Here is a 19,269-nt window from a genome sequence, read left to right as displayed (position 1 = left end):
ACACGCAATGGTATTCCAGCCCTTTTCTTGCGACCCCAGACACACATTCACGTGGGTTTGACCCCCGCCCCTAAATGCACGCTTAGCGAGAGTTCTCACCAGCAAAAACGACAGCAAAATTCTGATAACCCGACCGAAAGAAATTAACATGTGGGTGTGACTAATAGATTCCGCCAACTCCCAGCCCCTGGCCCCGCGTGGGGAGGCAGCCTCATGGGCACCTCCATCGTCTCGCGCCTGCTCGTGGAAGAAGGCATGATGATCCTGGCCGGCATTTTTGCCGCCATCGCGTGCGTCATCTTTGTCGTTCTCACCGCGGGCTTCTTGCGCTACCGCCACCCCAGCTTTGAGCGCACCACTATGGCGGAGTGGTCGATGTTTTTCATCGGAATCTTGGCGCTCGGTGCCGCGCTTTCGGGTCTGACGGATATCCCTACATTCCGTCTCGTGGGCTTTTGGATCGGTGGCCCGGTTACGGTTATTACGTGGGCTATCCAGCTCACGCGCTTTCATGGCGAGCCGAAGTTCACCTGGGGCCTGCCGCTGGTCGGCCCTATGATTTCGGCTTCCGTTTCCGGTTGGCTGGCTAATGATTACGGCCCGCTCTACCACGTGATGGGTACGGTATTTTTCTTCATGTCCCTGGTGACGGCGGTGCCCACCTTCGCCCGCGTGTACTGGGCGGCATGGCACGGCAAGGTGGATTTCACCGGCGCCAAATCAGCCACCGCATGGGTCCCGCTAGGCGTGGTGGGCCAGTCCACCACGGCAATGCAGATTCTCTTCCCCGGCACGGTGTCCATCTATTACGGCGTTACGGCCCTTATCATCGCCATTCCGCTGTCCATCTACGCGATGTTTACCTTCTATCCCAATGTGGCACGGTGGGTTCCGTACTCCCCGGCGTGGTGGTCCTGCACGTTCCCGCCAGGAACCGTGAGCATGGGCGGCCACCAGCTGGCATTGGTCAATGGCTCCGAGCTTATCGACGCCATTGCGCTCACCATCCCTGTCCTCCTCACCGCCCACTGGATGCTGTGCTCCACCCGCTTCCTCAGCTGGGTGTGGGAAGGAAAGAAGGAAACCGGCCCTGAAGAGCCACTTATTAAGTCTGGGCCCAACAGGTAGCAAGGAGGCGCAGCCACTATGCGAGACGCCAGCTTCAAACGAGGAAAGCGCCGCAAAGGCCGCCGCACGCGTGAGGCGCGACCGCGACGCGAGCACTGGAGCAGGGAATACGCAATCTATGCGGAAGATTCCTGGGGCATAGATGACTTGGGGCCCGAGGGCGGCGAGAATTCCGTGCGCGCCTACTCCGGCGGCCGCGCAGATGGCAATCGTCGCCGGCGCCGCTAATGCATAATAGCTCCCCTATCACCTTCATCGCCTGGGATCGCGCCAACCTGGCTGCGGTGAGAGACGTACTCGCCAGCCTGCAGCGAGACGGCATCTACCTGCGCCGCGGCCACCTGCTCTTGGAGGCGTCGTGGCTTGGCTCTGGCGCGCGGGACTTCTACGCCACGGCCTGGCGCTGGGGCGAAGAAGACTGCCCGCTCTTTTATGACCTAGCCCGGCGCGGAAAGCTTTTGCTTACTATCAGCGATACCGTGATTTCCTGCGGCAGCAAGGACGACATGGCCGATGCGCGCACTGGCATTGCACAACAGCTCATCGCCGCCCAGGATCCACAGCACTTGTGCGGGCTGCTTGCCGACGCCGCAGAAGTCTAGCCCTACAGTCCCGGTTGTTCGCTGCGCTTCATCCAGCCCATGCGCGGGGCAAAGCCGCGGGGATGTTTCATTTGGGCTACGGCGTCGGCAATCATGAGGCGGTGGCGGCGCGACACGCTATCGGGAAGCTTCGCCACGGAGAACCACCCCGCCTCGGTATTTTCTTCATCACTGATGACCGGCTCTGCGCCATCCGCTACTGATACGCGCAGCGCGGTTCCCATAAAGGTGCACTCATCGCCGTTGGGGTAGGTCACGGGGCCGGACTGCCCCACGCCCAATAGCGCTTCCACCTTGGCATCGAGACCGACTTCCTCTTTGATTTCTCGCAGCGCGGTGGTAGTAATTTCCTCGCCTGGCTCGCAGATTCCTTCCACCGGGGTCCACGTACCGTTATCGGAACGCTTTACTAGCAGTACGGAGGGGACTTCCCACAGCGCGGCGTCTGCCGGCACATCGCGAATGATGATGGCGCTGCAGGCTGGCACAAAGATCTGATCATGGCCAATCTTTTCGCGCAGCTGAACAATAAAATCTGGAGTCGGCATGCCACCTAGCGTAGACCAGTGCGGCGCACTTAGGCCATGGGTCCCAAGACCTCTTTAGCTAGAACCTGAATATCGGTGGCCAGCGTGAAAGACAGCTCCATGTCTGTCTGCGTGGTTTGGCAGGTGTGGCCTTCTTCGAGGCGCTGTGTCGTTCCGGAGACCACGCCCACGATGGTTTGTTTTCCTTCTACTTCGCCATACACCGGACCACCGGAGTCACCATTGGTACTGCATACGCGCGCCCTAGCGGCAATCGAATCCCGCTGGAGTCCCCCCGAGTTCAGCTGCGCCATCGCCGCACCATGGATAAGCGTGCCGCAGGTCTCATCGGTCACGCGGCCAAGCTTGCACACATGAAGCGGCAGGTGAGCCAAGGACGTGGCGACGCTATTGTCTACCGCTCCGGGGACGTAGTAGTCAGCGCTGCCGGTGATCTCGATAAAGGCCACGTCGAGGTCGTGGCTGTCTTCGGCATAAAAATCAGAGTAGATGACCTCGCCGATAGGCTCGGCGGGGTAGCTAAAGTCGCCGTCGGCAGTGCCGGCCCAGACCTTATCGCCGGGTTTGCCGCAATGGGAAGCGGTGACGGCGATCGTGCGGGCGTCGGCAAGCGTAAATGACCACGCCGCGGTGCAAGACTGGTAGTTGAAGTAGGCACCCGGCTGCGGTTCATCGCCGGAGAGATCCAAGGCGGTGCCCGGCGCGAGCGGCGCCGTGGCCGGGGAATAGGACTCATTGGGAATGAGGTTTTTAGAAGACAGGGCGGAGAAACTTGGCTCTTCCCCACCCCGCACCGGGCTGCAGGCCGCAAGGAACGCGGCCGTGCACGCTACAAAGACGCTAGTTGCTTTCCGCGTCCGCATCCCCGGCGTTTTCCTTATTATCTTCTTCCGCATCCATCTCCGCCTGGGCTTTGAGATCGCGGATGAACTTTTCCGGATCAAACTCGGTGTAGTGTTCCGGGCCGGCAAAATTTTCTAGGGCCATGGTCTAAACCTCCGTTTTCTGAATCGACGTGGTGATGTAATCCTTGACCGCCGAGGCATCATTAGGCAAGTCCTTGACGTGCCGCTCAGTATCGAGGATGCCGGCAAAGCGCTCGGGCGGCTCAGGGGCAGAGCCGATGGCTTCTGTGATGGTCTCGGCAAACTTCACCGGCAGCGCGGTCTCCAGACACACGATTGGCGTTTCTACGCCCTCGCGCTGTGCGCCACGAGCCACCTTGATGCCGTCGGCCGTGTGCGGATCCGCCAGGTAATCAAAGCGCTCGTGTACGTCCTTGATGGTGGCTAGGCGATCGGCATGGCTGGAGGAGCCGGACAGGAAACCATAGTCCTCGCGGGCGGCGGCGATCTTGTCGTGGTCGAGGCTAAAGCCGCCCTCTTTCACCTTGGTGCCGAACAGCTCCGCGGTTTCGGCTGCATCGCGGCCGAGCAAGTCAAACGCAAAGCGCTCAAAATTCGAGGCGCGCGAGATATCCATGGACGGCGAAGAGGTTGCCGTGGTCTCTGCGGCTGGGCGCGGCCGGTAGTTTCCGGTGCGGAAGAACTCATCCAGGACGTCATTCTCATTGGTGGCCACGATGAGGCGATCAATGGGAAGGCCCATCTGGCGGGCGATGTGGCCGGCACAGATATCGCCAAAGTTACCGGTGGGAACGCTAAAGGAAACCTTTTGATCGGCGGTTTCGGTGACCTTGAGCCAGCAGGAGATGTAGTAGACCACCTGGGCCATTAGCCGTGCCCAGTTAATGGAATTGACCGCGCCAATGCGGTAGGCGGCCTTAAAATCAGCATCTCCCGATACCGCCTTGACCACATCCTGGCAATCATCGAAGACGCCGTCGAGGGCGATGTTGAAGATATTCGGGTCATCCAGCCCAAACATCTGCGCCTGCTGGAAGGCCGTCATGCGGCCGGCTGGGGTGAGCATAAAGACGCGAATGCCGTGGCGCCCGCGCATCGCATACTCCGCAGAGGACCCCGTATCGCCGGAAGTAGCGCCCAGAATATTGAGGGTCTCGCCGCGGCGGGCGAGCTCATATTCAAAGAGCTCACCCAAAAGCTGCATGGCCATGTCCTTAAATGCTGCAGTTGGCCCTTCGGATAGATGGCCGATGAAAAGGCCCTCGCCTAATTCGGTGACGGGAACGATTTCCGGGTCCACGAACTTAGGGCTGGTATAGGCGCGCGCGGCGATGGCCTCGATGTCTTGCGCTGGAATATCGTCAATGAAAAGCTTAAGTACCTCGGCCGCAAGTGCCGCGTAGCCTTTGTCTGCTAAGAGCGTGCGCCATGAATTTAAAGTGGCGGTATCTAGCTGTGGGTAGCTCTCCGGCAGGTATAAACCGCCATCGGGGGCAAGCCCGCCGAGGAGAATATCTGTAAAAGATGCGGGCTGACGGGCGGTATCGCGGGTCGAAATGTACTTCACACAAAAGAATCTTAGTAGTTAAGGCGTAAGGTATCAGCCATGTCGCAGCCGAATCCCAGAGAAGTCATTACCACTCAGGCTTTAAGCATTTGGGTAGCCGCCATGGCGGTCTACCTCGTAGCGATTACCGGCCGTACCTCTTTTGGTGTGGCCGGTTTGGATGCCATTGAGCGCTTCGATGTCGATGCCGGCCGTATCGCGGTCTTTACCTCTGTGCAGTTGGGCGTGTATGCCCTAGCCCAAATCCCCACCGGCATCTTGATCGATAAATTTGGCCCACGCCTCCTCCTCGTGGTCGGCGCGGTCATTATGGGCATTGGCCAGGTCGTCCTGGGCTTTACCACCAGCTATGGCGTAGCCATTGCCGCGCGCGTGCTCATCGGCGCAGGCGATGCCACAGCGTTTCTCTCCGTGATGCGCATCCTGCCTTATTGGTTCCCACTGCACCGCACACCCATGTTCACCCAGGTGACGTCCTCGCTGGGGCAAATGGGTCAGTTCATTTCCGCGGTTCCCTTCCTGTGGTTGCTGGGTGCAGCCGGATGGACCGCTGCCTTCGTTACCCTTGGCGCGGTGGGCATCCTGGTAGCAATCGCCGCCATCGTGGCGGTGGCAGACTCACCAGAGAAGTTAGGGATTATCCCCACGGAGAAGGAACCACCCAACTCGCAGGCCACCAGCATCCCGGCCCGCTTGAAAACGGTATTCCGTTCCCCAGTGGCCTGGCAGGCTTACTTCATCCACTACATTGGCATGCTCCCGCTCATCGTCTTTGTCATGCTGTGGGGCATGCCCATGATGACCCAAGGCATGGAGATGTCCAAGGCCAAGTCCAGCCTGGTGCTCACCTTGCTGGCGGTATTTTTGGTCTTCGTTGGCCCCTTGCACGGCAAGATTTCCTCCCGCGCGCAGCATGTCCGCCCGTGGCTTAGCCTCGGGTTTGTCGCGGTTCACGCACTGACCTGGCTGATTTTCTTTGCCTTTGGCACCGACAGCGGTTTGGCCGCAATTTTGGTGGTGTCCTTCATTACTGCGCTCTGCACGCCAACGGCCAACTATGGCTTCGATATCGTGCGTGAGCGCATGGACCGCTCCGTGGTGGCCACCGCTACGGGCCTAGGCAATATGGGCGGGTTTACCTCCGGCATGTTGGGCGCGCAGCTCTTCGGCATGGTCTTGGACCACTCCTCCGACGCCCCTGATTACTCCATGCCGGATTTCACTGCCGCCGCGGCTGCGGTGCTAGCCGTCTGGGTAGTAGGCATGATTGGCGTGGTCATCACCCACTTCCTTCGCCGTCGCGTGGGCGAAGACGGGCCTTCTGTCACCATCGTGGAGGTTTCCTAAAAGCCCTCGGATGTTTACTCCGGGTTGAGGATGAAGCGAATGGTCCCCTCAGGGTCCGCCAAAAGCTCCCGGGTAGCCGCCACGGCTTCCGCTTCATCAAAGGCAATGCGTTCAAAGCCAGTATCGTTGAGCTCCACAATGTCCGCACCAGGGCAGGTTAGAAGAATCGGCGAGTGCGTGGCAATAATGACCTGTGCGCCGCGGTCAACTGCTAGGGCAATTTCCCCTACAAGGGCCAGTTGCCGGATAACGGACAGCCCAGACTCTGGCTCATCAAGGATGTACACGCCTTGGCCATTGATGTGCTCGTAAAGCAGGTCGAAGACGGATTGTCCGTGCGAGCGGCGGGACAAATCCACGTTTTGAGAAAGAGTCGAACGGCCGCCACGTTCGGCCGCTGAATCCCCACGTCCAATCAAGTACTCGTGCTTTTCGGCGCGCAAGAAGTAGGCACGCTGGATCACTTCCTCCGTATCGCAGCGAATGGGACTGCGAGGAACGATTTCATCTGGGTCGTCCATCCGGCCGCCCGCAGGTGAACAGCCCAAATCACTAGCTACGCCAGCGAGCAAGCTCGATTTGCCAATGCCATTTTCACCGACAAAGACGGTGACGGGGCTTCGCAGCTTGAAGCTGCCCAAATCAACTAAGTAGTCGAAGACGGGCAGCTCAGCGCGGTAGTCATCAGGCTTAAACTTCAGGCTTAGGGCATCAACCAGCATGGGCCCTAGGTTAATTCAGTTCATCGAGTACGCGCAGCGCATCTTCCTGCGCTGCCGCCGCGCCAAAGTTTTTCAGGTGGCCGCCCAAGTCGCCGGCCGGAACTGACTGGGCGATGGTATCGGCCGGCACGGTATTGACGGCATAAGCCACCCCTACCCCGCCGGTGATGGGGATGGCAATGGCGGCGAGTACTCCCGCCGCGGTCGACAGCGTGGTCTTGAAAGTCATAGTCTCCTCCAGAGGCTTCGGCACCGAGCACCCTGCCCGTTACCAATTTGTGATGTTTTACCTTAGGAAGAGTTACTGCCAAGGCCATGCCGCCTAGCTGCGGGTTGCCTGAATTTTCGCGCCCAGTTCGCGAGGAAATAAAGGGCTAGTTTGCTGGATAGCTCTCGGCCACGATGCCATCGCTGGCCGGCATCACAAGGCCTCGCTCAAATGCTACGAGGACTGCCTTTTCATCTGATTCGCTGATGTCACCAGACTCCACCGCACTGTTGAGCTCGCGCTCGAGGTAGACGCGCACATCGGATTTGCCGTTTTCCGTCTGGGTAATATCCCGCGGGACGGAATTGAGCGGGATGCCCAGCGCCTTCGCCAGGGAGGTCACGCGGTTGGCGTCGGTGGAATCATCGGCCTTGATGTCACCATTGACCTGTGCGGGCATGTCTTCCTGAACCACGCCACCAGCCACGGCCTCGCCCACCGTCTTCGTCCCCTTGGGGGGATTATCGCGATTGGTAGCCCACACCCCGACAGCGATAGCCACGATGACGGCCACGGCTACAAAGGCCCACAGGTAGATGAGCTTATGTCGATACACTCCGCTGATTTTAGCCATGGTAACCAGCGCCATCGCCGAAGGAACCGTAGTCATTGCCGCGAGGGTTCTCGCCGCGATCATTGAGGGCGTCGATGATGGAGCGGATGGTGGCCTCTCCTATGCGGTCGGCGCGCCCCCACGAGCGAGGTGCCTGGCGAGAATTGTGCGGTGTTGATTCTGGCCGCGGCGGCGCTGGCTTTTCCTCCCTCGGCGTGGAGACCTCGACGGTCAAGGTGGTGTCATCAAGGTGGAGGGCGTCACCGTCGCGCACGCCCGCGGCACGCGCTGCGGAAAGCAGCGCGGATAGTTCGCCCACCGTGGCATTGTCCACATCGAGTTGCAGCTTAAAAGACATAACTAGCCAGTCCTTTCCTATTCCCATCCCACTTTAGAGTCCGAAAGTGCAAAAAGTAAGGGCGCGGTGCGCACATCGGGGACTTTCAAGGCTAACTCTAAGAATGCTCGAAGGATTCCTCCTCGCCCCAGAAGACCTCATCGACAACCTTCCGGGCATGGCGGGTAAGTTTCAGATAGTTTTCTAGAAACTCTTGGTTCTCCTCCGGCGGCCAGCCAGCGGCACCGGCTACCTGGGCCAGCTGCGGGCCGGGGCCGGGCAACTGGTCGACGCGCTTGCCGCGCACGAGCACCAGTGCATTGCGGGCGTCGGTAGCCATAAGCCAGGCCTCGCGCAGGTCAGAGACCTGATCGGCAGACAGGATTGCGGTTTCTTCCAAGGCATCGAGCACGCGCAGTGTGGACGGATCGTGCAGTTGGGCATACTCGTGGGCATGCATCATGGTCAGGAGCTGCACAGTCCATTCAATATCTGAGAGCGCACCGCGCCCCAACTTGGTATGAGTATTACGGTCCGCACCGCGCGGCAGACGCTCATTGTCCACGCGCGCCTTCATGCGCCGGATATCGCGAATGGTCGAGGCGCTCGCGCCGCCTTCTGGGTAGCGGAAGCTATCGACCATGGATATAAATCGCTCGCCTACTTCCCTATCGCCAGCCACGAAGGCCGCGCGCAACAAAGCCTGCAGCTCCCACGACTCGCCCCACTCGCGGTAGTAGCGCTCATAGGAGGAGATGGTGCGTGCCACCGCACCAGAACGGCCCTCCGGGCGCAGGCCCAAATCGACGTCCAGTGGTGGGTCGCCTGAAGGCTTAGACAGGCGGCGCCGAAGCTTATCGACGATCCCGATGGCCCACTTCACGGCCTCCCCTTCCGCACCAGAGTCATCGGCCGGTTCGCTGGGTTCTGCCACCACAAGCACATCCGCATCTGAGCCAAATCCCAGCTCCATGCCTCCCAAGCGGCCCATGCCAATGACGGCGATGCGCGCTGGCGGCTCTGCATCTTCGTTGGCAAGGCGCCACGCGCGCACCTCGGCGCGAAGTGCAGCCTCAAGGACGGCATCCCAAATTGTGGATAGCTCATGACATACCTGCTTGACCGGCATGAAGCCCAGCAAATCCGCACTGGCGATGCGGGCCAGCTCCACTCGGCGCAACGAGCGCGCCACCGCCACCGCTTTATCCGGGTCGGCGTGGCGCTTGCTGGAATTAACTAGCGCCTTGGAAACCTGTTCGGGCTTGGTTTCTAGCAGTTTGGGGCCAGTGGCGCCGTCGGAAAGCTGCTTGACCGAATCCGGCGCGCTAATAATCAGATCAGAGGTAAACGGCGAGGTACCCAGGATATGCATGAGCCGCTGGCCCACAATTCCTTCATCGCGCAGCATGCGCAAGAACCACGACCTATCGTTCGCGGCCTCCGAGAGCTTGCGATAGTTCAACAGGCCCATATCGGGGTCTGCGGTATCGGCGAGCCATTCCATCAAGGTAGGCAGCAAGATTGCCTGAATGCGTGCCTTGCGGGAGGTTCCCGCCGCCAGGGAGGTCAGGTGCTCAAAAGCGCGGTTTGGGTGGTTATAGCCCAACGCGGCCAACTGCAGCTTGGCGGCCTCCGGCGAAAGCTTAAGCTCATCAGCGGACATGGTGACCACGGAATTAAGCAGCGGCCGGTAGAACAGGCGCGAGTGCAGCTCGGAGATCCGCAGGCGGATCCGGCGCAGGTGCGACAGCATGCGCTCGGCCGCCGACTTGGTGCCCTGCGGATAAAAGCCGGCGATGCGCGCGAGCCACTTCATCCCGTCTTCGTCGTCCTTATCCGGCAGCGTGTGCGTGCGGCGGAAGCGCTCTAATTGCAGGCGGTGCTCGAGCAGGCGCAAGAATTCATAGGCTTCAATGAGCTGGGTTCCGTCCTCGCGGCCGACGTACCCCGCTGAAATCAGCGCCTCCAGCGCCTCCACCGTGGAAAGCGCGCGCAGCGTCTCATCGGAGCGACCATGGACCAACTGCAGGAGCTGGACAGCAAATTCGATATCGCGCAGGCCGCCCACGCCTAGCTTCAGCTCGCGGTGTTTGAGCTCTGCGGGAACATTGGCCAGCACGCGGCGGCGCATGGCCTGTACGTCCTCAACAAAGGACTCGCGCTGCGATGCCGTCCACACCATCGGTCGGATCTGGTCCAAATAGTCCTGGCCTAGCGGGAGGTAGCCGGTCATAGCGCGCGCTTTAAGGAGCGCTTGGAATTCCCACGTCTCCGCCCACCGCTTGTAGTAGGCCACGTGGGATTCCAAGGTGCGCACCAATGCGCCCGACTTTCCCTCGGGGCGCAGGTTCGCATCCACCTCGAAGAAGGTGGTGGATCCAATGCGATTAAACTCCGCCGCCAGCCGCGTGGCTCGAGGGGTTGCCTCGCTGCCGACGAAAATGACGTCCACATCGGAAATATAGTTCAGCTCGCCTGCGCCGCACTTGCCCATCGCCATGACTGCCAGCTGTGCATCCAAGGGGTCATCGCCGTAAATGGTGCGCACGGCACAGGCAAGGGAGGCGGTCAAGGCGGCGTCGGCAAGCGCGGTGGTCAGCGCCGTAATCTGGCGAAATCCTACCTCCAGCTGCAGCTTGGTCTGGCCCTTGCGTGAATGGAAGGTACCCGCCACATCGCAGGCGGCAATGCGCATCATCAAAGTGCGGTACGTCGTGCGCAGCGCCTGCTTATGCTCCCCCTCGCCGGCGCGGTAGGTGCCCGGCGCGCTCAAGTCTTTGCGCGCCGGATCGGGACGGTCAATGTCCTCCGCAAAGTCCGCGGGCTCGGCATCGACGGCACCGAGCAAGCTTTGCAGCATCTCTTCAGACTTCGGAAGGGGTTTTTCTAGTTCTCGCCACAGTTCAGGGTGCGCCGCGAGGTGATCGCCGAAGGCGGTCGAGGCCCCCAGTAGTGCGAAGAGGCGCACGCGCAAAGTTTCATTGGAACGCACGGCATCATCGAGCTCTGGGGCTTGTTCATAGATGCGGATCAGATTATTGAGAGCCAGGTCTGGGTCGCCCACGGCAGCGAGGGTCCACAATAGATCCACTGATTCCGGATTCTTCCACCCCAGCTGCTCAATATCCTGGGCGGCGTGCGGGCGGGTTAGGCCTAGTGTGGCCGGTGAAGGCACAGCAGCAGGACGCATTATTCTCCTAGAAGTTCAAGTTATTGCGCAGCTCAAAGGTGGTGATTTGGCTCTGATAGTGATGCCACTCATCCCACTTGGAACGCAGGAAGAACTCAAAGACGTGCTCGCCCAGGACTTCCGCCATGAACTCGGATTTTTCAAATTCTCGCAGGGCCTGATCCAGGCTGGTGGGTAGATCTTTATAGCCCATTGCCCGGCGCTCGCGGCGGGTGAGCTGGTGGACATCGTCCTCGGCCGGATCATCGAGCTCGTAGCCCTCGCGGATGCCTCGCAGGCCTGCTGCCAATAGCACCGCATATCCCAGGTAGGGGTTCATCGAGGCATCAATGGAGCGGATTTCTACCCGGCGCGATTCTTCCTTGGTAAGCCGGTAGGTGGGAACGCGGACTAGCGCGGAGCGATTCGATACTCCCCAAGTAGCTGCGCCCGGCGCCTCGTTGCCGAACATTAGGCGCTTATAGGAATTGGTCCACTGATTCACAATCGCGGACATCTCCGTGGAGTGCTCCAAGATGCCGGCGATGAACTGGCGGCCGGTCTGGGACAAAGAGAATTCATCATCCGGATCGTGGAAAGCATTGGATTGGCCTTCAAAAAGGCTCAAGTGGGTGTGCATGCCAGAGCCCGGCAAATGTTCGAAGGGCTTAGGCATGAAGGTGGCGCGCACGTTGGAATTGGTGGCCACCTGCTTGATCACGTGCCGGAAGGTCATGATGTTATCGGCCATGGTGAGCACGTCCGCATGGCGCAGATCAATTTCTTGCTGGCCCGGCGCGGTTTCGTGGTGGCTAAACTCCGTGGCAATTCCCAGCGATTCCAGCGCTAGCATTGCCTTCCTGCGGAAAAGCGGGGCGGTATCGTGCGTTGCTTGGTCGAAGTAACCGCCGTTGTCCGTGGGTACCAAGTCGGTGAGTTCGCGACCGCGCTCGAAGAGATAGAACTCGATTTCTGGCGAGGCCATGCAGGTAAATCCATCGTTGGCGGCCTCGGTTACCTGGCGGCGCAGGATATGGCGCGGGTCCACCATGGAGGGCTGGCCGTCTGGCTGCGCGATATCGCAAAACATGCGGGCCGATTGCAGGTCCGGCTCATCCATATCAAAGGGCAGAATCTGGAAGGTGGAGGGATCTGGCAGCGCGATGGTGTCAGACTCAGAGATACGAGAAAAGCCCTCTACGGAAGAGCCATCGAAGCCAACACCTTCTTCAAAGGCCGATTCCAACTCGGACGGGCTCATGACCACGGATTTGAGGGCGCCCAAAATATCCGTAAACCACAGGCGGATAAAGCGGATATCGCGTTCCTCAACGGTGCGCAAGACAAATTCGTGTTGGCTATTCATGCTTTAGACCTTACCGGCTCTCCCCCGAAGGATGTGCAGTTCATGCGACAGTTTTTCCAGGGCGAAATGCGCAGGTCGCAAGAGTATCTAGGGGGTGGCCAGCGGGGGCTTTTCCGGCAGGAGCCAGCGTCAGCGCATGCTTTCCTAAGTGAGCAAGCGAACACACGTACACCTCTTAAAGGACGAATCTTTATGACCACCCACTGCGATGACCTTTCTGCTCACGTAATCGAACGCCTCATCACCGCCGCACAACAAGGCTGGGCGCCGACGGACCTAGAACACGTCTTAGGTCCGCACGCCTACCCCATTATTTACCGTGCAAGCCCCCATGTGCCGGCGCGAATTACCTCTCCTGCGCTGCGCAAAGCATGGCTCCAGATGGCCCCTCCGCAGGAGAATTTCATTCCGCGCGATAAGCTGCGCTCCATTATTAAAGAGCTCATTCACCTACCTAGGCTGCGCGATACCGAACTTTTAGCCTCCGGCGAATCCTTGCGGGAGGATGGGCTTAGCGATAAGCAACGCAAGATCCGCGAAAAGGTGCTAGGCCTTTTGCGAAAAGCGGAATCTACCAGCTTTGAGGATGAGGCCGAGGTTCTCATTTCTAAGGCGCAGTCTCTCCAGCAGAAGTATCGCATCGAGGACCTCCTTACTTCGGAGCTACCTGATCTTATTTCCCACCGCGTGCACATCCACCCGCCGTATATCAAGCACCAGGCTTCCCTGTTAAGCACCATCTCTGACGCCAATGGATGCACCACTCTCCTGATTCATGACAAGGGCTTGGCCTGCGTGATTGGCGCTCCTGCCGACGCCGCCCATTGCGCCGACCTTTTTGCCTCCCTCAACCGCCAATGCGATTGGTTCATGCGCAATGGCGACGGCGCAGAAATTGCCCGCGCTACGGGCTCTACCGCTGCCTATCGCCGTAGCTTCCGGCTTTCTTATGCCGCCCGCATCGGCGAATTGCTCACTCAAGCAAATGAGGATGGCATCGCAGATAACCTGCGGGAGTCCCAGTACTGCTCTCACCACGCAGAGACTGTAGCTACCCAAACCCTTCCGGCGTTGCAGGCGCGCACCGATCATGCCGTCGACACTCGCAATCGTCTCTTTCCCAACCTGACGGAAATGTCGCTTTCCATGAACAGCATGCACGGCATCAACGATGGTATTGCCGCTGCCGATAAATCTCACTTAGGCGGCGATTCCTCCGGAATCGGTCCGGTCCCCGAAATCACGCAGTAGTTATTCCCTGCTCAACGCCGCTCTTCTTTCCCGTTCCCTGCTAGCGAACGGGGGCGAGGAGTGGCACCGCATCGAGTGCTTAACGGGTAGGATCACCGGTGAGATTTATTTGGTCTAGAAAGTAAAAGGTACGTGAATGTCTACACAGTCTTTTCTCGAAGTTGAAGCGAAATTCTCCGTAGCCGAGTCCACTCAGCTCCCTGAACTGACCCGCCTCGAGGGAGTTGACCACGTTGCAGACACGCGCCACCACGCGCTTTCTGCCATCTACTACGACACCGAAGACCTCCGCCTCACCCACGCAAAGGTCACCCTCCGCCGCCGCACCGGTGGTAACGATGATGGCTGGCATATCAAGATTCCTAGCGAGGCTGGCCGCACCGAGATCCATGCCGAGCTAGGGGAGCCTGTCGATGGCCGCTACGAAGTACCTGAGGAGCTTCTCCACCAGGTTCGCTCCATTATCCGCCACAACGAACTCACCCCGATTGCGCAGGTAGACAACAAGCGCACCGAGATGGTCCTAGCGGATGCCGATAATAAGCCGGTAGCAGAATTCTGCGATGACCACGTCACCGCCTTTTCCTTCCTTCCAGGTGGCCAGCAGCAGTCGTGGCGCGAGTGGGAAGTAGAGCTCGCCGGTGAGCTTCCTGGCACTGAGGAAGGTACGCAATTCATTCGCCGTGCCACTTCCCTGCTTATCGGTGCCGGTGCGCGCGTTTCTTCCTCCCCATCCAAGCTGAAGTCCGCCCTGGGCGATTCCTACGCCAACGCACCGCTGCCTCCAGCCCTGGTATCGCCGGATGTGGACCCAGACTCCCCTGCCGCGGCCGTCATCACCGCTCTGCAAGCCAACCGCGACAAGCTAGTTGATTATGACCCTCGCGTGCGCCGCGATGAGTGGGATTCGGTTCACCAGATGCGCGTAGCCACCCGCGAACTGCGCAGCCACCTGCAGACCTTCCATGGCATCGTTGTCGGCCCAGAAATCGACAAGATTGAAGCCGATCTCAAGGAACTTGCCGGCATCTTGGGCGTTGCTCGCGATGCGGAAGTTGTGGAAGAGCGCTGGCAGAAACTGTTGGAGTCCGAGGATTCTGACACCTTGGATGACTCCACCCGCGAGCACATTGCACAGGATATGGGCAACGCCTACCGCCGCGCGCACCGCCGCGTTATCGCAGCCCTGGATTCCGAGCGTTACCTCGAATTGCTGGAATCCCTGGACCGTCTTCTCGCTGATCCACCAACGGCCGATAAGCAACAAGAGTCCACCCCGGTAGCTAGCGAAGCGGAGGAGACGGAGGAGCAGTCCTCTGTGGAAGGGGACGCCGCTACCCCTACCGATTCCAGCGAGGACAGCGCGCCTGCTGCGGACAAGGCCGAAAAGAAGCCAGAGAAAAAGAAGTCCAAGGACAAGTCCGCCGACATGGACACCGTGATGGCGCAGCACCTTGAAAAGGCCTATAACAAGTTGGTCAAGCGCCATAAGAAGGCCGTGGAGAACTGGGATAACCAGGAATTGTCTCTGCACGAGCGCGAGGATTATTTCCACGATATGCGCAAGGCAGCAAAGAAGCTGCGCTATGCAGCTGAAGCAGCTGGTTCTGCCACCAACCTCAAGACCAAGCGCCTCTACAAGGCCTGCAAGCAGATGCAGTCGGTGCTCGGTGACTTCCAGGATTCCGTGACCTCGCGCGATAAGCTGCTCGAGCTGGCGGAGTCCGCTCGCCGCCGTGGGGAGAATACCTTTGGCTATGGCCTGCTCTACCAGCGCGAGCGAACCATTGGCCTAAAGGCTCTTGATGATTACGCCGAGTCTTTCAAAGACATCAAGGCCGCGTTTAAACCGCTGCGCAAGAAACTAAAGTAGCCGCGCTCCCCGGGCAGGTGCTGGGAAACACGGCTTTAAAAGAGATGGCTGGGAGTTAGTTACTTCCAGTCATCTTCTTCGTCTGCGGCATCTGCCGCATCATTGCGGGCTTGGGCGATTTCGATGGCGTTTTCTGCCTCTTCGCGGGTGTCATACGGGCCCATCCGATTTTCCCAGCCAGAGGTCTTGCCTTGGCTGACTTCCTTAGTGGTGGGATCAAAGAACCACTTCTGGTCTGCATCGCTCATGAAACTATCCTCTCAGTCGTTGCATCAGCGGCACCGGCTAAGTGCTGCCGCTGATATGGTTTGTGCCCACACTACCCACGCTGTCCCATTGATGCCCGCTAGAATGTGGGGCAGCACAATTCTTTTATACGAATCCATGTCGTATTCCCCGCCACCGCGCACATAGGTGGCGGGCGTTCGTTGCTTTAAACGCACCGCCGCGTGTGTGGGGCAACGAAGACTACTGGTCCCAGAACCTGGAAAAGGAGCTTTAGCACCCATGCCACTGTGGTCAACGCCTGCAGAGCCCGTAGCCGAGCGCGCCGCCCGAGCACATACCGAACTCACGGGCAGCGCTCCAACGCATACCGCCAGCGCGCCGGCAACGTGGTCCCTCATTGGTGAACACATTGATCACTTCGGCGGCATTGTCGCCATGTGTGTGGGAAAGTTGCGCGCTGCAGCAGCGGTAAGCCCGCGCACCGACGGCGTGGTGGCCGTACATTTCCACCCAGCTCAGGGCGAGACTGCCCATGACTCGATTAGTCTGCAGGCGCTTGCAGAACTGGCAACGGCGCAACAGCCCACCACGGATGCGGAAGGCCAGCCAGTTATTCCGCCGGCACCACAAGGTGGGTTGGCGGCCCGTGTGGGTGGCATTGTCCACACGATGATTAATCGTCAATTGCTCTCCCGGGAGACGGCCGGTGCGGATATCACCATCGCCTCCGATATTCCGGAAGGTACGGGTTTGGGTGCGGATGCCGCTGCGGACGTCGCGGTGGCGCTCGCGCTCATGGGTGCGGATGCGGACCTTGATGCGCCGCTGAGGGCCCGAGTGGCGGATGTCTGCACCCAGGCCGTTTCCACCTTCGCAGCGCGGCCGCCACTGCGTGCACGCCACAGCGCAGCGCTGCGCAGCACGGGTGAGGGCGTGTGCATCATGGACTACGCCGATGGTTCTGTCACCCACGCCCCGCATGTGGTGGGCCGCGAGATGTCCGCCTTTGCGGTAGCAGTGCCGGAGGATTTCTCCGCGCAGGAGGAAACGGCCATCGCCGATATCCGCCAGCGCCAGCGCTTTATCGATGATGCCTGCCACTCCTTCGGCACCGATTCGCTACGCTTGCTTCCCGACGCCCAACAGCGCGTCCTCGACTGGCTCAAGGCCGTGCACAAGGTCTACGGCGAGGAGGGCCGCCCGAGCATCAGCGCCGCCACGGAGTGGATGGCCTTTTATGAGGAGGAAACTGAGCGCGTAGAAAAATTTGCGCGCTGCCTGCGATCGCACCGCGGCGCAGAGCTCTTCCCTATCCTGTTGCAGTCGCAGTCTTCCTTGGCAAATATCTACGGCTTGGATTCGGCAGAAAAACTCGCCGAGCTGGTCACGGTTCGCGGTGCTGTTGCGGGTCGCTCGGCGCATGCCGGTACCTCGAACGCGGTAATCGCTTATGTTCCGGCGAAAAGCGCGCACAATTTCGCAGCTGACTTGGCTGAAGATGGCCTGCTCGTCGTCGAGCTGCAGCCAGGCGAGGCCGCCCGCGGCGAAGGCTAGGAGCCCTGCCGGCTAGTCGGCCGGCCAGGCAAAGAGAACCTCGCGCGAGTCGGTATCTGCCGTCACCAGTGAGACAGTGGTTTCACTGCCGGTTTCCGGTGCGCCCACGCATTGGGCGAAGACGGGTGGCTCCGGAACGAAAATCCGTGCCTTGTCCCGCTTCGGATCGCCGCGGACCACAGTGGCTGGGAAATTGGTCCCGAGCCAGGGGCGCAGCACGGTCGCCTCCGTCAGGTTCAGGCAGGCCTTATCCACTTGGGAGGCGAGCTGCGACGTCGAACGCATCGCCCCGATGACCTCCGTAGCACTCGCGCGCACCCACTCGGGAACCTCATAACCGCCGCACAAGGCGAGGCATACTTCCGTGGCGAACCTATCGGAAAGGCGCCGCAGCGGCGCGGTGACGTGGGCATAGTAGCCACCAATACCGGCGTGTACCTGCGCCTCCTGCTCGCCTAGCCAGGCATAGTCGGCGCCCCTCAGCAGACTCTGAGCCTCGCGCATGACGGCCATGCCGCGCGGGGAATCGGCGTCGACGGTGAGCAGGAATTGGGGAATGGGGGCGTCGCCAAGCGCAAAGCCTAGGGCCTGCGCCTCGGCGCGAAATTGGCGCTTGTGCTCCGGTTCAGCCGCGGGCAGGGTGCGCAAGAAGCCCACGCCAGCTTCCTGCATGAGGCGCCCGGCGCACATGCCGGCCAACAGGGAAATTTCGGAGTTATAGTCCATGACCTCATAGCGTGGCTCGATGATGAGCTCAAAGGTGTCATCGTCATTTTCCACCACGCGCTGGGAGGGCAGGCGCAAGGAAATGGCCTCACGGCGCAGGGAAGATTCCTGGCGCAGCCGGCCGACCACCGGCAGCAGCGCAATGGAAGGGTGGAGGTTGCCGGCCGCGAGGTCCGCGTGCGCGCCTTCATAATCCAGGCGGGCCTGGGAGTAAATCAGCGCGCGCTCGACGTGGAAGGACTCCACCTCGCCGTTGCCATCCAAGTCAAACGTCCACAGCACGGCCGGCTTATCGGTGCCAGGCAGCAGCGAGGCTCGGTCCTCGGAAAGCTCTGGCGGGTGCAGGCGCGCGGGCTCATCGGGAAGATAGATGGTCTGGCCGCGTCGGAAGGATTCGCGCTCCAGCTCGCTGCCGGGCTCAATGAACGCAGCAACGTCTGCGATGGCATAAAAGACGCGGTAGCCACCCTCGCGTTCTTCGATGTAGACCGCCTGATCCAAGTCCATGGAGCCGGCGGGATCCAGGGTAACGAAGGGAATTTCGCGGGCGTCGCGGCGCGATGCGGCATATCGGTCCTGCGCGCGGGCGGCCTGGGCGGTGACGTCGGCCGGAAAATCGGTGGCCACCGAAAATTCTGTGGCAATGGCGCGGAAATCGAGCGGGGCGGCGTAGAGCTTCATGCCCACCACCATAAACGGAGTAGGGCGAATGAGTCGGCCTATAAGCCGGATTCTGTCTAACCGCGGCACTCCCTGAGAAGTACCGCGCGGTGAACATCCATCTAGACCAACCGTTGCCAGTTGGTTCCAGCAGCTACCTTCAGGCTCGAGCGAGCAGCCTTAAAACGCCTGATCGGGCCCCGCAACGTGGCGGGGCCGTGATGCCTTGCTCCCGGTGGGGTTTACCCAGCCACCGCCATCGCTGACGGTGCTGGTGCGCTCTTAACGCACCGTTTCACCCTTACCTTGTGGCTCCAACGTGGCCGAAACCAAGTGGAGGTACAAGGCGGTCTACTTTCTGTTGCACTTGCCCGCGGGTTTCCCCGGGTTGCCGTTAGCAACCACCGTGCTCTGTGGAGTCCGGACTTTCCTCGGCGCCCACGCGGCAGCACGTGGCTGCCCGTATGAAGCGACGCGATCACCCGGCCGGCTCATTCGCGTTCC

At 60.3% G+C, this 19,269-nt stretch carries 19 protein-coding genes and 1 other RNA gene; 7 read left to right on the top strand and 13 right to left on the bottom strand.

Annotation, left to right across the window (positions count from 1 at the left end):
• The first annotated feature begins 156 nt into the window (after positions 1–156).
• Genes MHK09_RS06020 through MHK09_RS06010 form a run of 3 tightly spaced genes read left to right on the top strand, consistent with a single transcriptional unit; the run spans position 157 to position 1,730 of the window.
• The gene (locus tag MHK09_RS06020) at positions 157–1,128 is read left to right on the top strand and encodes a TDT family transporter (RefSeq protein ID WP_179386750.1); all 972 of its coding nucleotides are present in this window, start codon (positions 157–159) and stop codon (positions 1,126–1,128) included.
• An 18-nt stretch (positions 1,129–1,146) separates the two neighbouring features.
• The gene (locus MHK09_RS06015; RefSeq protein ID WP_005328133.1) at positions 1,147–1,356 is read left to right on the top strand and encodes a hypothetical protein; all 210 of its coding nucleotides are present in this window, start codon (positions 1,147–1,149) and stop codon (positions 1,354–1,356) included.
• The gene (locus MHK09_RS06010) at positions 1,356–1,730 is read left to right on the top strand and encodes a hypothetical protein (protein WP_250412990.1); all 375 of its coding nucleotides are present in this window, start codon (positions 1,356–1,358) and stop codon (positions 1,728–1,730) included. The genes MHK09_RS06015 and MHK09_RS06010 overlap by 1 nt, the downstream gene beginning before the upstream one ends.
• Positions 1,731–1,732: 2 nt before the next feature.
• On the opposite strand, the gene MHK09_RS06005 is transcribed toward MHK09_RS06010, so the two are convergent.
• The 4 genes from MHK09_RS06005 to thrC are packed head-to-tail and all read right to left on the bottom strand — an operon-like array spanning position 1,733 to position 4,711.
• A complete protein-coding gene (locus MHK09_RS06005; protein ID WP_250412989.1) occupies positions 1,733–2,278 on the bottom strand; it encodes an NUDIX hydrolase in 546 nt (181 codons plus the stop codon).
• Between the two features lie 29 nt (positions 2,279–2,307).
• On the bottom strand, positions 2,308–3,141 hold the full coding sequence (locus tag MHK09_RS06000; protein ID WP_250412988.1) for a trypsin-like serine protease: 834 nt from the start codon (positions 3,139–3,141) through the stop codon (positions 2,308–2,310).
• On the bottom strand, positions 3,119–3,265 hold the full coding sequence (locus MHK09_RS05995) for a hypothetical protein (protein WP_005324410.1): 147 nt from the start codon (positions 3,263–3,265) through the stop codon (positions 3,119–3,121). Before MHK09_RS05995 ends, MHK09_RS06000 begins: the two co-directional genes overlap by 23 nt.
• A 3-nt stretch (positions 3,266–3,268) precedes the next feature.
• Positions 3,269–4,711 (bottom strand): threonine synthase, encoded by a 1,443-nt coding sequence (thrC, locus tag MHK09_RS05990; RefSeq protein WP_005324408.1) that lies wholly within the window; start codon positions 4,709–4,711, stop codon positions 3,269–3,271.
• Between the two features lie 39 nt (positions 4,712–4,750).
• On the opposite strand from thrC, the gene MHK09_RS05985 reads away from it, so the two are divergent.
• Positions 4,751–6,058 (top strand): MFS transporter, encoded by a 1,308-nt coding sequence (locus MHK09_RS05985; protein ID WP_005324406.1) that lies wholly within the window; start codon positions 4,751–4,753, stop codon positions 6,056–6,058.
• A gap of 14 nt (positions 6,059–6,072) precedes the next feature.
• Here MHK09_RS05985 and MHK09_RS05980 read toward each other — a convergent pair whose 3' ends face one another.
• From MHK09_RS05980 to MHK09_RS05955, 6 genes are all read right to left on the bottom strand, one after another.
• Positions 6,073–6,780, bottom strand: a complete 708-nt coding sequence (locus tag MHK09_RS05980; protein ID WP_250412987.1) for an AAA family ATPase — start codon at positions 6,778–6,780, stop codon at positions 6,073–6,075.
• Positions 6,781–6,790: 10 nt separating this feature from the next.
• Complete coding sequence (locus MHK09_RS05975) at positions 6,791–7,009, bottom strand: hypothetical protein (RefSeq protein ID WP_040425194.1); 219 nt, start codon at positions 7,007–7,009, stop codon at positions 6,791–6,793.
• A gap of 145 nt (positions 7,010–7,154) precedes the next feature.
• Positions 7,155–7,604, bottom strand: a complete 450-nt coding sequence (locus tag MHK09_RS05970) for a hypothetical protein (protein WP_236587100.1) — start codon at positions 7,602–7,604, stop codon at positions 7,155–7,157.
• 10 nt (positions 7,605–7,614) lie between these two features.
• A complete protein-coding gene (locus MHK09_RS05965) occupies positions 7,615–7,959 on the bottom strand; it encodes a Cgl2226 family protein (RefSeq protein WP_250412986.1) in 345 nt (114 codons plus the stop codon).
• Between the two features lie 97 nt (positions 7,960–8,056).
• Entirely contained in the window at positions 8,057–11,128 is a 3,072-nt protein-coding gene (locus MHK09_RS05960; protein ID WP_250412985.1) for a bifunctional [glutamine synthetase] adenylyltransferase/[glutamine synthetase]-adenylyl-L-tyrosine phosphorylase, read from the bottom strand.
• A gap of 7 nt (positions 11,129–11,135) precedes the next feature.
• Positions 11,136–12,473 carry a glutamine synthetase family protein gene (locus tag MHK09_RS05955; protein ID WP_150850861.1) on the bottom strand — a complete coding sequence of 446 codons (1,338 nt, stop codon included), beginning with the start codon at positions 12,471–12,473 and terminating at the stop codon, positions 11,136–11,138.
• A 192-nt stretch (positions 12,474–12,665) separates the two neighbouring features.
• On the opposite strand from MHK09_RS05955, the gene MHK09_RS05950 reads away from it, so the two are divergent.
• Both MHK09_RS05950 and MHK09_RS05945 read left to right on the top strand, forming a co-directional pair.
• Positions 12,666–13,724, top strand: a complete 1,059-nt coding sequence (locus tag MHK09_RS05950) for a DUF2786 domain-containing protein (protein WP_250412984.1) — start codon at positions 12,666–12,668, stop codon at positions 13,722–13,724.
• Between the two features lie 136 nt (positions 13,725–13,860).
• On the top strand, positions 13,861–15,597 hold the full coding sequence (locus MHK09_RS05945; protein ID WP_150851717.1) for a CYTH and CHAD domain-containing protein: 1,737 nt from the start codon (positions 13,861–13,863) through the stop codon (positions 15,595–15,597).
• A 59-nt stretch (positions 15,598–15,656) separates the two neighbouring features.
• On the opposite strand, the gene MHK09_RS05940 is transcribed toward MHK09_RS05945, so the two are convergent.
• Positions 15,657–15,845, bottom strand: coding sequence for a hypothetical protein (locus tag MHK09_RS05940; protein WP_250410194.1), 189 nt, complete (start codon positions 15,843–15,845; stop codon positions 15,657–15,659).
• Between the two features lie 259 nt (positions 15,846–16,104).
• On the opposite strand from MHK09_RS05940, the gene MHK09_RS05935 reads away from it, so the two are divergent.
• Entirely contained in the window at positions 16,105–17,379 is a 1,275-nt protein-coding gene (locus MHK09_RS05935; protein WP_250412983.1) for a galactokinase family protein, read from the top strand.
• Between the two features lie 12 nt (positions 17,380–17,391).
• On the opposite strand, the gene MHK09_RS05930 is transcribed toward MHK09_RS05935, so the two are convergent.
• Together MHK09_RS05930 and rnpB are read right to left on the bottom strand one after the other, a co-directional pair.
• Positions 17,392–18,786 carry an RNB domain-containing ribonuclease gene (locus tag MHK09_RS05930; RefSeq protein ID WP_250412982.1) on the bottom strand — a complete coding sequence of 465 codons (1,395 nt, stop codon included), beginning with the start codon at positions 18,784–18,786 and terminating at the stop codon, positions 17,392–17,394.
• Positions 18,787–18,811: 25 nt separating this feature from the next.
• An RNA gene (gene rnpB, locus MHK09_RS05925) (RNase P RNA component class A) lies at positions 18,812–19,259 on the bottom strand.
• Positions 19,260–19,269: the final 10 nt, after the last annotated feature.

Source organism: Corynebacterium tuberculostearicum (assembly GCF_022347235.1).
GTDB classification, from domain to species: domain Bacteria; phylum Actinomycetota; class Actinomycetes; order Mycobacteriales; family Mycobacteriaceae; genus Corynebacterium; species Corynebacterium tuberculostearicum_F.
The sequence above is the reverse complement of the archived record's forward strand: the minus strand, read 5'-3'. Positions and strand labels throughout refer to the sequence as shown.

Bases quoted from the DNA above. Each gene is read 5' to 3' on its own strand.
- MHK09_RS06005 (WP_250412989.1), bottom strand. From the start codon at position 2,278: ATGCCGACTCCAGATTTTATTGTTCAGCTGCGCGAAAAGATTGGCCAT.
- MHK09_RS05985 (WP_005324406.1), top strand. From the start codon at position 4,751: ATGTCGCAGCCGAATCCCAGAGAAGTCATTACCACTCAGGCTTTAAGC.
- MHK09_RS05950 (WP_250412984.1), top strand. From the start codon at position 12,666: ATGACCACCCACTGCGATGACCTTTCTGCTCACGTAATCGAACGCCTC.
- MHK09_RS06010 (WP_250412990.1), top strand. From the start codon at position 1,356: ATGCATAATAGCTCCCCTATCACCTTCATCGCCTGGGATCGCGCCAAC.
- MHK09_RS05935 (WP_250412983.1), top strand. From the start codon at position 16,105: ATGCCACTGTGGTCAACGCCTGCAGAGCCCGTAGCCGAGCGCGCCGCC.
- MHK09_RS06015 (WP_005328133.1), top strand. From the start codon at position 1,147: ATGCGAGACGCCAGCTTCAAACGAGGAAAGCGCCGCAAAGGCCGCCGC.
- MHK09_RS05980 (WP_250412987.1), bottom strand. From the start codon at position 6,780: ATGCTGGTTGATGCCCTAAGCCTGAAGTTTAAGCCTGATGACTACCGC.
- MHK09_RS05960 (WP_250412985.1), bottom strand. From the start codon at position 11,128: ATGCGTCCTGCTGCTGTGCCTTCACCGGCCACACTAGGCCTAACCCGC.
- MHK09_RS05930 (WP_250412982.1), bottom strand. From the start codon at position 18,786: ATGAAGCTCTACGCCGCCCCGCTCGATTTCCGCGCCATTGCCACAGAA.
- MHK09_RS05975 (WP_040425194.1), bottom strand. From the start codon at position 7,009: ATGACTTTCAAGACCACGCTGTCGACCGCGGCGGGAGTACTCGCCGCC.
- MHK09_RS05995 (WP_005324410.1), bottom strand. From the start codon at position 3,265: ATGGCCCTAGAAAATTTTGCCGGCCCGGAACACTACACCGAGTTTGAT.
- MHK09_RS05945 (WP_150851717.1), top strand. From the start codon at position 13,861: ATGTCTACACAGTCTTTTCTCGAAGTTGAAGCGAAATTCTCCGTAGCC.
- MHK09_RS06000 (WP_250412988.1), bottom strand. From the start codon at position 3,141: ATGCGGACGCGGAAAGCAACTAGCGTCTTTGTAGCGTGCACGGCCGCG.
- MHK09_RS05955 (WP_150850861.1), bottom strand. From the start codon at position 12,473: ATGAATAGCCAACACGAATTTGTCTTGCGCACCGTTGAGGAACGCGAT.
- MHK09_RS05940 (WP_250410194.1), bottom strand. From the start codon at position 15,845: ATGAGCGATGCAGACCAGAAGTGGTTCTTTGATCCCACCACTAAGGAA.
- MHK09_RS05965 (WP_250412986.1), bottom strand. From the start codon at position 7,959: ATGTCTTTTAAGCTGCAACTCGATGTGGACAATGCCACGGTGGGCGAA.